The organism is Methylobacillus sp. MM3 (assembly GCF_001645185.1).
Lineage (GTDB): Bacteria > Pseudomonadota > Gammaproteobacteria > Burkholderiales > Methylophilaceae > MM2.
The window spans coordinates 170,150-180,380 of sequence record NZ_LXTQ01000057.1 but is presented as its reverse complement, the minus strand read 5'-3'; the positions used below and the strand labels follow the sequence as shown (position 1 = coordinate 180,380).

Here is a 10,231-nt window from a genome sequence, read left to right as displayed (position 1 = left end):
GATCCACCCACCGACCCCCAAACACCCACCGGCCCCAACCGGGGACTGCTTTACTCCCTGATTCTGGTGGTGGCGTTGGCGAGCGGTATCGGGGTTGCATTCCTGATGAGCCAGATCAATCCCACATTCCATAGCCAGAACAGCCTGCGCGAGATCACTGGCCGGCCCATTCTGGGAACGGTCGCGATGATGTGGACCGGGCCGGAAATCGTCAAGCGCAGAAGAAAGCTCTTTGCCTTCTGCATGTCTTTGCTGTTATTGCTGGGCTTGTATGGCACATTAATGGCAACACTGGCCCCAGGCGTGGTGGCAAGTTGATTTGTTTCAGAACACAGGATATGCCGAAAAGTAGTTAGCGATCTCTGAAAAGTCCTTCGACAAGCGCGGTACGAACGGTACCGTTCATGGCGAGCCTGTCGAACGCCCTTTCAAGCTTTTTCCGAAGGGCCCGGACGGAATGAGATTTCCTGGATTTCAACCATGCCCGAGCCAGAATGGCACGCTGACCACCAAGAGCATGCATACCGCCGGAGGTTGTATGAGCATCATAGAAAAGGCAGCAGGAAAACTAGCCCAACTGGGCAAGACGGGAAATGTCTCCGCTGAGAAAACGGCGGGGAAACCCCCATTGGACGACAATCCGGGCATTATCGAAAAAGCGGCAGGCAAACAGGTACACAACCATGCGGAAGCAAGGAGAGACCCTTCATTCGAGGAAATCTTGCCGGAAGCCCCCCATCTGATCGCTACCGGCAAGAGGGAAAAAACCGACATCGGATCCAGCCCATCGCCCTCCGTCCAAGGCCGGGCCCATAAAGAAGGGGCAATCAATCTGGAAAAACTGCGCCAGGCTGGCATGATTACCCCGGATGGCGAAAGATCGCCGATCGCCGAGGCATTCCGCCTGATCAAGCGGCCACTGCTTGCCAACTCATTGCACAATGGAAACGCGCAGGCCGACAATCACAACCTGATCATGGTCACCAGCGCCCTTGCCGAAGAAGGCAAAACCTTTTGCGCGACCAACCTGGCGATGAGCATCGCGATGGAAATGGATCACACGGTACTTCTGGTCGATGCCGATGTCGCCCGGCCTTCCGTGCTGGAATATCTCGGGATGGAGCCCAGCCCCGGCTTGCTGGACGTGCTGCTCGAAGACAGTCTCGACCTGGCTGACGTGCTTATCCGGACCAATGTCGAGAAGCTTGCCATCCTGCCCGCCGGCAGAACACACAAGCGTTCAACCGAACTGCTGGGTAGCCATGCGATGAGCGATCTGCTCAAGGAAATTGCCCAGCGTTATCCCGACCGGATCGTCATATTCGACGCTCCGCCTTTATTGCTGACCAGTGAAGCGCAAGCACTGGCCAGCCAGATGGGGCAGATCGTGATGGTGGTAGAAGCGGAGACCACGCCGCAGAAAGCCGTCATTGAAGCCCTGCGGCAAATCGAGTCTTGCGATACCATCAACTTCATTTACAACAAGGCCCGACCGTTTCCCGGTGGGGATTTTTATGGCTATTACTACAACTAAAACTTCTAAAAACAGATTGTTATTCAAAGGGTTGAATCCTGTCATCGGATCATCTTCGGCAGCCATGCTGCTGCTATCGCTTCAGGCCCATGCGGTCGAGTGGGAGTTCACGCCTACCTTGCAATTGAAGGAAACCTATACCGACAACGTGCGATTGTCGAATACCAACGAGGAAAGCGATTTCATTACCCAGGTCAATCCGGGCATATCCATCGTTGGCCTGGGGCCGCACCTGAGATTCAACACCCGTTATGTCATGCAGAATCTGCTCTACGCCAAGGAGAGTGACAGAAACGCAACGAATCACCAATTGAATGCCAACGGCAATGCGGAGTTGCTGCCGGATCATCTGTTTGTCGACGCACAGGCTTCCATTAGCCAGCGCAGCACATCCTCCTTTGGCCCGCAAAGCGAGGACAACACCAACATCACGAACAACCGCACCAACGTCGAAACCTACAGTTTCAGCCCCTACCTGCTTCACCATTTCAAGGACCTCGCTGACGCCGAGCTGCGCTATACCCGCGATTCGGTCAGTACATCGGGTAGCGGCTCTTCGATATCGACGGGGCTCCAGGACAGTACATCGGATCGCATCCTGCTGCGCCTGACCAGCGGCGATGATTTCCAGACCCTGGGCTGGGGCCTGAATTACAACAAGCAGCGCATCGATTTCGATAGCGGCCAGCAAGTGGATCAGGTGACTTATGGCGGGGATCTTCGCTACCGCCTCTCGCGAAAATTCAGCTTGATTGCGAACGGTGGGTACGAAAAAAACGACTACCTCTCCATTACCGGCGACTCGGGCGGTTCCTTCTGGAAAGCCGGGTTCGACTGGACGCCCTCCCGCAGGACAAGCGTTGAAGCATTGGCCGGGAAACGCTATTACGGCGACTCGTATTCCCTGAAAGCGAGCCATCGCTCGCGTCGTACCGCTTTCAATGTGAGCTACAGCGAGGACGTCACCACCACCCGCGACCAGTTTCTCCTGCCTGCCGCAGTAGATACCGCGGCACTTCTGGACCAGCTCTGGACTTCCGCCATCCCCGACCCTATCGTGCGTCAACAGGTGGTCGCCGCGTTCATCAGCCAGAATGGGCTGCCCGAATCCCTGGCGGATTCGGTGAATTTCCTGACCAACCGATTTTTCCTGCAAAAACGCTTCCAGGCATCCATGACCGTTACCGGCGTGAGAAACACCGGCGTGCTCAGCCTGTTCCACACCCGGCGCGAGGCACAAACGGCACAATCCTCGGACAGCGCCCTGCTCGGCGTCAGCGATTTCTCGGCCGATGACAACATCAAGCAGCAGGGTGTACAGGCGCAATGGATCCGGGATATCGGGCCGCGCACCAGCGCCAATCTTGGCATATCGCTGATCAAGACCAAAGCGGTCACCACCGGCAGGGAAGACGAGGAAAAGACACTGAAACTGGGCGTCACCAAGGAGCTGTTGTCCAATATCAGGGGGGCGCTGGAGTTCCGGCGCAGGGATCGCGACTCCACGCAAGATGGCTCCGAATACAAAGAAAATGCGCTGACGGCTTCGGTATACATCACATTCTAGCCCATCATGTACGAATCCTACTATGGCCTTAGTGCCAAGCCCTTCCAGTTAAAGCCCGATCCGGATTTTTTCTTCGGCAGCAAGGGGCACAAGCGGGCGATGGCTTATCTGGAGTACGGGCTGGGGCAGCGCGAAGGATTCATCGTCATCACGGGCGAAGTGGGGGCGGGCAAAACCACGCTGGTGCGCAATCTTTTTCGCAAGCTGGAATCCGAAAGCATCGTTGCCGCGCAAATCGCCAATACCCACATCGATTCTGACGACACGCTGCGCCTGGTGGTTTCCAGTTTCGGGCTTCCTTTCGAGGATCTCAGCAAGGCCGCCCTGCTGACTAAATTGGAGCAATACCTGCTGCAATGCGACCGTCAGGGAAAGCGCGTACTTCTGGTGGTGGACGAAGCGCAAAACCTTTCGCCCCGCACGGTCGAGGAGCTGCGCATGCTTTCCAATTTCCAGACCGCCGATAACTCCTTGCTACAGATATTCCTGCTCGGGCAGCCCGAATTCCGCCAGACGCTGCTGAGCGGCGACATGCAGCAATTACTGCAACGCGTGATCGCCACCTATCACCTGGGCCCGATGGATGCCGCGGAAACGCAAGCCTATATCGAGCATCGGCTGCTCACAGTCGGCTGGAACGGTAACCCGTCGCTGAGCCAGGACGCCTATGCTGCCATCTACGAATACACGGGGGGAATTCCGCGCAAGATCAATACCCTGTGCGATCGACTTTTCCTGATGGGCTATCTGGAAGAAATAAACGACTTCGGCAGCGCGGAAATCGCCGAAGTCATTCGCGATATTGGGCAGGAGTTTGTGCTGCCTGCAGCGACCGGCTCCAAGGCCGCCCACAGCTCGGCTCACAGCTCGGCCCGTGGGCCGGCTGCGCCGCCGGCAAGCCTCGATGATGCGCTGGAAAATATAGAAAAAAGGCTCGCCAAGATGGAGCGATCCGTGATTTCCGTGCTGGGACTGCTCAAGAAAATCCTCTCCCTGCCCAGCGTAAAAAGTCTCGAACACAAGGGACCTGACTGATGTTGGCCGCGATATCGGCTTCCACGCTATCACCCCCGCACGTCTTTGCGTGCACCGGCGGTAATGCTGGGGCGTATCGCACCGGAATCGGCCGTGCACCGGCATACCGAATCCGCCATGACCGGGGCGCGACATGCCCTGTCGCGAATACTCCGGAATAACCGGACGATGACTTGCGGAGTTGATAATCATGACGATACCCGCAGACAAGGAACACACCCCTCGCAACCCGATACGCAATGCAATGACCATAGACGTGGAAGATTACTTCCAGGTCTCGGCATTCGCCGCCCACATCCCGCGGGATAGCTGGCCGTCCCAGTCATGCCGGGTGGAAGCCAATATCGACCGTATCCTGACCCTGCTGGACGAAAACGGGGTCAAAGCGACTTTTTTCACCCTCGGCTGGATTGCGGAGCGCTACCCGATCATGGTGCGCCTGATTGTGGACAACGGCCACGAACTGGCAAGCCACGGCCACAATCACTTGCGCGTGACGGATCAAAGCCCGGACGAGTTTCGGGAAGACATCACGCACAGCAAGAAACTGCTGGAAGACATCGGAGGCCAGGCGGTCATCGGTTACCGCGCGCCCAGTTTCTCGATCGGAACAGGCAATCTCTGGGCGCTGGATGTCCTGCGGGAAGCAGGTTATCGCTACAGCTCGAGCATTTACCCGATACGCCATGACCACTACGGCATGCCGGACGCGCCGCGTTTCAAATTCCAGCCCCGGGGGCCGGACGGCCTGTTCGAACTTCCCGCCACTACGACACAGTTGTTCGGCTGCAATCTCCCGGCCGGTGGAGGCGGATATTTCCGCCTGTTGCCATACCGGCTTTCCCGCTGGTTCATGTATCGCGTCAACCATACCGACCGGCAACCCTGCATCTTCTATTTTCATCCCTGGGAGATCGACCCCGGCCAGCCCCGGCAAAAGAATATCTGCCTGAAGACCCGCTTCCGCCATTACATCAATCTGTCACGCACAGAAGCACGCATACGCGCCTTGCTTCATGATTTTCAATGGGGGCGCATAGACCGTATCTTTCTGGGGGATCGCTAGCCATGGGCAATGGCGGCGCAGCACTGCTGCAGGCGGCCCAAACCGCAGAAGCCGCCCGCGTCACGGTCGCGTTGCTCGCGCCCGCCGACGTTGAAAAATGGGACGCCTTTGTCGAAACCTGCCCGCAAGCCACTTTTTTCCATCGCGCCGGCTGGAAAACCGTCATCGAACAGGCTTTCGGCCATCGCACGCATTACCTGCTGGCGCAACGCAACGGCGGCATCGTCGGCGTTCTGCCGCTCACCGAAATCAAAAGCCTGCTGTTCGGGCATGCCCTGATATCAAATGCGTTTTGCGCCTACGGCGGCATTGCGGCCGCGGACGAAAACGCCCGCGAGGCGCTCGACCGGCACGCCCAGAAGCTGGCGTGGGAGCTGAATGTGAATCACATGGTCTATCGCCAGCTCCGCCCGTTTCATACCGATTGGGAGGGACAGGACTTGTACTTCACCTTCCGCAAAGCGATCGACCCGGACCCCGAGAAAAATCTACTGGCCATTCCGCGCAAGCAGCGGGCGATGATACGCAAAAGCATCGGCCATGGCCTTGTCAGCACGCTGGATGACGATGTCGACCGCTTTTTTACCCTGTTTGCCGACAATGTGAAACGGCACGGCACGCCTACCCTGCCCAAACGTTATTTTTCGCTGCTGCGTGAAGTATTCGGCAAGGACTGCGAAGTGCTGTCGGTGCTGCACCGGGGGCAACTGGTCAGCAGCGTGCTGACTTTCTATTTCAGGGACGAGGTGCTGCCCTATTATGCCGGCGATCGCGAGGATGCGCGGCATCTGGCGGCCAATGACTTCAAGTACTGGGAACTGATGCGCCAAGCATGCGAACGCGGCTATCGGCTGTTCGACTACGGCCGCAGCAAGCTTGGCACCGGGCAATACGATTTCAAACGGCATTGGGGTTTCGAGCCGATGCCGCTGCATTACGAGTATTACCTGGTCAACGCCCGCAGCGTGCCCCAGCATAACCCGCTCAACCCCAAGTACCGCCTGCCTATCCAGGTATGGCGCAAGTTGCCAACCGTGGTCGCCAACTTTCTGGGGCCGCATATCGTGAAAAACCTCGGGTAAAGGTATGGACGAGCTGCTGTTACTGGTCCACCGCATCCCTTATCCGCCCAATAAGGGCGACAAAATCCGCTCTTATCATTTGCTCAAGCATCTTTCCGGGCACTTTCGGATACATCTGGGAGCGTTCGTCGATGTTGCGGAAGATTGGGCACACACCCAGGCTATCGCCAACATGGTGACAGGCGAAATCAAACTGTTACCCTTGCACCCGCGCCGGGCCAGACTGCGCAGCGCCTATGGATTGCTGAGCGGCGAGCCGCTCACCCTTCCGTATTATCGGGATGCAGCGTTGCAGGCCTGGGTGAACAGATTGATGGCAGAGCGGCCGATACGCCATGCCGTGGTGTATTCGTCGGCCATGGCGCAGTACCTCACGGCCTACCCTGATCTGCATCGCGTCATCGACTTCGTCGATGTCGATTCCGACAAATGGGGGCAATACGCCGAGCGTAAGCCCTGGCCGCTCAACTGGGTTTATCGTCGCGAAGCGCGCACGCTGCTGGCCTTCGAACGCCGCATCGCCGGCAGCTTCGATGCGTCCACCTTCGTTTCGCCCGCCGAGGCCGAACTCTTTCTGCAACTGGCGCCCGAGTGTGCCGGGCGCGTCAGCCATTACAGCAACGGCGTGGATCTGGAATATTTTTCGCCGGCACGCGACTACGACAACCCCTACCCCCCTTCTGCCCGCGTGCTGGTCTTCACCGGAGCGATGGACTATTGGGCCAACGTGGATGCCGTTGCCTGGTTTGCGCGTGAGGTATTCCCCGCGGTCCATGCGCAATTTCCCGATGCGCGCTTCTACGTCGTCGGCTCCCGGCCCACGGCAGAAGTGCAGGCGCTGGCCAATGACGCCATCGTCGTGACCGGCAGCGTACCGGATATCCGCCCCTACCTGGCCCATGCCCAGGTTGCCGTGGCACCGCTACGCATTGCGCGCGGCATCCAGAACAAGGTGCTCGAGGCGATGGCCATGGCCAAAGCGGTCGTGGTTTCCCCGCAGGCGCTGGAGGGCATCGCGGCGGAGCCCGGCCTTGAAGTGCTGCTGGCGCCGGACCCGGCCGCCTTCATCGCGCATATTGCGGCCCAGCTGGCGCAGCCCGACGCAATGCTGGGACAAGCGGCGCGCCGGCGGGTGGAGCAAAGCTACAGCTGGGAAAGCAATCTGCAACGAGTAAGTCAGCTGCTCGCACAAGCCCCCGCGGAGCCCACTCCGGCCGGGCAACGGAGGCTGGCGTAATGCAACGCGCCGCCCCATTGCTCACCTCGCGCCCGCCCGGCCGTCATTGGCGCGGCTATCTGACGCTGCTGATCGTGGCCCTGGTCGTTCTGGTATGGATCTATCGGGAAACGGCCTGGTCGCTGGTCGCCCTGTGGCAACGCTCGGAAACCTATGCGCATGGTTTCATGATTTATCCGGTCAGCCTGTATCTCATCTGGCGCGAACGGCGCTACCTGGGCTCGATCACCCCTTGTCCCAGCGCGCTGGCGCTCGCCGTCTTCGCGGCGCTCGGGCTGGGATGGATGGTGGCCCAGTCCGCTGGGGTGCAGGTCGTCGCGCAATACATGTTCGTGGCGATGATTCCCGCGCTCACCGCCGCGATCCTCGGTTTGCGCCTCGCCCGCGCCATCGCTTTTCCGCTGGCCTTCACCCTGCTGGCCGTCCCTTTCGGTGAGATATTCATTATGCCGCTGATCAATTTCACCGCGGACTTTACCGTGCTGGCGCTGCAATTGACCGGCATTCCGGTGTTCCGCGAGGGCAATCACTTCACCATCCCCAGCGGCAACTGGTCGGTGGTGGAAGCATGCAGCGGGCTGCGCTATCTCATCGCTTCACTCACGCTCGGTTGCCTGTACGCCTACCTGACCTATCGCTCCCGGTTGCGCCAGCTTGTGTTCATCGCGCTGTCCATCGTCGTGCCCATCATCGCCAACGGCCTGCGCGCCTACCTGATCGTGCTGCTTGGGCATTTAAGCAACATGCGGCTCGCGGTGGGGGTCGATCATCTGATCTACGGCTGGCTATTCTTCGGCCTGGTCATGCTGGTGCTGTTCTGGGCCGGCAGTTACTGGCGTGAAGACGGACCCGTCACGGCAAAACGCAAGGCGGCTGCGCCCAACGGAACGGCCCGTATCGCCGTGGTTCCTCCCCGGAGAACCGCCGTGATTGCCGTCGCGGCATTGGCAATTGCCTGGGCGCCTCACGCCTATCTGCATCTGCTGGAACGGCAGACCTTCAATCCGGCCCCGGCCGCGCTGGCATTGCCTCAAGCCATAGGCCCCTGGACGGCCGTATCCCCAGTCGCGGAGCTGAGGCCCAGCTCCCCCGGCGCGGCCAGCACCGTAATGCAGGAATATCGCAGCGGCGATCGGGTCGTCGGTATTTACATCGCCTTTTTCCGCAATCAGCACCAGGGGGCGGAAGCGGTTTCCTCGCGCAATCTCCTTGTCGATGGAAACAGGCGAAGCTGGAGCGTGACCGGGGAATCCATGCGCAATCTGGCGTTGGCAAATGCCCCCGGCAGCGTCCGGCAAAGCCGCCTGCTGCGCGGCACGCGCTACCTGCTGGCCTGGCAATGGTATTGGCTGGGCGACGCGCAAACCGCAAACGCGTATCGCGCGAAATGGCTGCAAGCGAAACAGCGCCTGCTGGGCACCGGCAACGACGGCGCGAATATCGTTGTTTTCGCGCCGTATGATACCCACCCGTCACAAGCCGTTTCGACGATGGAAAGCTTTCTTGCAGACGCGGCGCCGACGATACGGCAAAGCCTGCAACAAGCCGGAGAACAGCGATGAGCCGCGCAAACGCTCCGCTGATCGTGCATGTCATCCACCGATTCGGCGTCGGCGGCCTGGAAAACGGGGTCGTCAACCTGATCAACCACATGCCCGAAGAACGCTACCGCCACGCCATCGTCTGCCTGCAAGGCTATACCGATTTCCGCAACCGGCTGACGCGGGAAAACGTTGCCATCCACGACATGGCAAAGCGGGATGGCCACGACCCGGGCGTTTATTGGCGGCTGCTCCGGACTTTCCGGCAACTGCAGCCCGCCATCGTCCACACGCGCAACCTGTCGGCCATGGAAGCCCAGACCGTGGCGGCCCTGGCCGGCATCCCTGGCCGCGTGCATGGAGAACATGGCCGCGACACCTATGATCTTCACGGGCAAAACCGCAAATACAAGCTGCTGCGCAAAACGGTTCGCCCCTTTATCGGCCACTACATCGCCGTCAGCCAGGATTTGCAGAGCTGGCTCGTATCCTCGATAGGCGTCAAGCGCAGCCATATCAGCCAGATCTACAACGGGGTGGACAGCACCCGCTTCCGTCCGGCGCAAACCCCGCGCGCGCAACTCGGCCCACCGGGATTCTTCAATGAAGACAGCATCGTCATCGGCAGCGTCGGGCGCATGGCGGCCGTCAAGGACTATCCCAACCTGACGCATGCCTTTGTGCGGCTGCTGCAACTGGAACCAACCCTGCGCGAACGCCTGCGCCTCCTTATCGTTGGCGAGGGAGAATCCCGCGATACCTGCCTGCGACTGCTGAACCAGCATGGCGCCGGCCAATTGGCCTGGCTCCCCGGCGAACGCAGCGATATTCCCGAATTGATGGCCGCGATGGATATTTTCGTCCTGCCCTCTCTCGGCGAAGGCATCTCCAATACCATTCTGGAGGCCATGGCGACCGGCTTGCCGGTGATCGCCACGCGCGTGGGCGGCAATCCGGAACTGGTGCAGGAAGGGGTCACCGGCCGCCTGGTTCCACCCGCCGATTCCGAGGCGCTGGCGCAGGCGTTGCTCGAATATGTGCACGATGCGAAACGGCGGCATGCGCATGGACGCGCCGCGAGAGAAATCATCGATCGCCAGTTCAGCATCCCGGCCATGGTGCAGGGCTATCTGTCGGTCTACGATCGCCTGCCGAGACGGGAAGGATAA

Annotated in this window: 8 protein-coding genes and 1 pseudogene; all 9 read left to right on the top strand. The window is 59.7% G+C overall.

The annotated features are described in order from the left end of the window. Positions 1–318 (top strand): annotated as a pseudogene (locus A7976_RS15240) (chain length-determining protein); the annotation flags it as partial. A 220-nt stretch (positions 319–538) separates the two neighbouring features. Next, the gene (locus A7976_RS14020; protein ID WP_067113271.1) at positions 539–1,534 is read left to right on the top strand and encodes an XrtA-associated tyrosine autokinase; all 996 of its coding nucleotides are present in this window, start codon (positions 539–541) and stop codon (positions 1,532–1,534) included. Positions 1,535–1,598: 64 nt separating this feature from the next. Then, positions 1,599–3,101 (top strand): TIGR03016 family PEP-CTERM system-associated outer membrane protein, encoded by a 1,503-nt coding sequence (locus tag A7976_RS14015; RefSeq protein ID WP_067113269.1) that lies wholly within the window; start codon positions 1,599–1,601, stop codon positions 3,099–3,101. Between the two features lie 6 nt (positions 3,102–3,107). After that, complete coding sequence (locus A7976_RS14010; RefSeq protein ID WP_067113266.1) at positions 3,108–4,136, top strand: XrtA/PEP-CTERM system-associated ATPase; 1,029 nt, start codon at positions 3,108–3,110, stop codon at positions 4,134–4,136. Positions 4,137–4,326: 190 nt separating this feature from the next. Then, positions 4,327–5,202: an XrtA system polysaccharide deacetylase gene (locus A7976_RS14005; protein ID WP_067113264.1), complete on the top strand. Its 876-nt coding sequence runs from the start codon at positions 4,327–4,329 to the stop codon at positions 5,200–5,202. A 2-nt stretch (positions 5,203–5,204) separates the two neighbouring features. After that, on the top strand, positions 5,205–6,284 hold the full coding sequence (locus tag A7976_RS14000; protein WP_067113261.1) for a FemAB family XrtA/PEP-CTERM system-associated protein: 1,080 nt from the start codon (positions 5,205–5,207) through the stop codon (positions 6,282–6,284). Between the two features lie 4 nt (positions 6,285–6,288). Continuing rightward, positions 6,289–7,521, top strand: a complete 1,233-nt coding sequence (locus A7976_RS13995) for a TIGR03087 family PEP-CTERM/XrtA system glycosyltransferase (protein ID WP_067113260.1) — start codon at positions 6,289–6,291, stop codon at positions 7,519–7,521. Beyond that, positions 7,521–9,083: an exosortase A gene (xrtA, locus tag A7976_RS13990; RefSeq protein WP_082878166.1), complete on the top strand. Its 1,563-nt coding sequence runs from the start codon at positions 7,521–7,523 to the stop codon at positions 9,081–9,083. The genes A7976_RS13995 and xrtA overlap by 1 nt, the downstream gene beginning before the upstream one ends. Then, positions 9,080–10,231: a TIGR03088 family PEP-CTERM/XrtA system glycosyltransferase gene (locus tag A7976_RS13985; protein WP_067113258.1), complete on the top strand. Its 1,152-nt coding sequence runs from the start codon at positions 9,080–9,082 to the stop codon at positions 10,229–10,231. The genes xrtA and A7976_RS13985 overlap by 4 nt, the downstream gene beginning before the upstream one ends.

Coding starts and splice junctions, on each gene's coding strand:
- A7976_RS14020 (WP_067113271.1), top strand. CDS start 539: ATGAGCATCATAGAAAAGGCAGCAGGAAAACTAGCCCAACTGGGCAAG.
- A7976_RS14015 (WP_067113269.1), top strand. CDS start 1,599: ATGCTGCTGCTATCGCTTCAGGCCCATGCGGTCGAGTGGGAGTTCACG.
- A7976_RS14010 (WP_067113266.1), top strand. CDS start 3,108: ATGTACGAATCCTACTATGGCCTTAGTGCCAAGCCCTTCCAGTTAAAG.
- A7976_RS14005 (WP_067113264.1), top strand. CDS start 4,327: ATGACGATACCCGCAGACAAGGAACACACCCCTCGCAACCCGATACGC.
- A7976_RS14000 (WP_067113261.1), top strand. CDS start 5,205: ATGGGCAATGGCGGCGCAGCACTGCTGCAGGCGGCCCAAACCGCAGAA.
- A7976_RS13995 (WP_067113260.1), top strand. CDS start 6,289: ATGGACGAGCTGCTGTTACTGGTCCACCGCATCCCTTATCCGCCCAAT.
- xrtA (WP_082878166.1), top strand. CDS start 7,521: ATGCAACGCGCCGCCCCATTGCTCACCTCGCGCCCGCCCGGCCGTCAT.
- A7976_RS13985 (WP_067113258.1), top strand. CDS start 9,080: ATGAGCCGCGCAAACGCTCCGCTGATCGTGCATGTCATCCACCGATTC.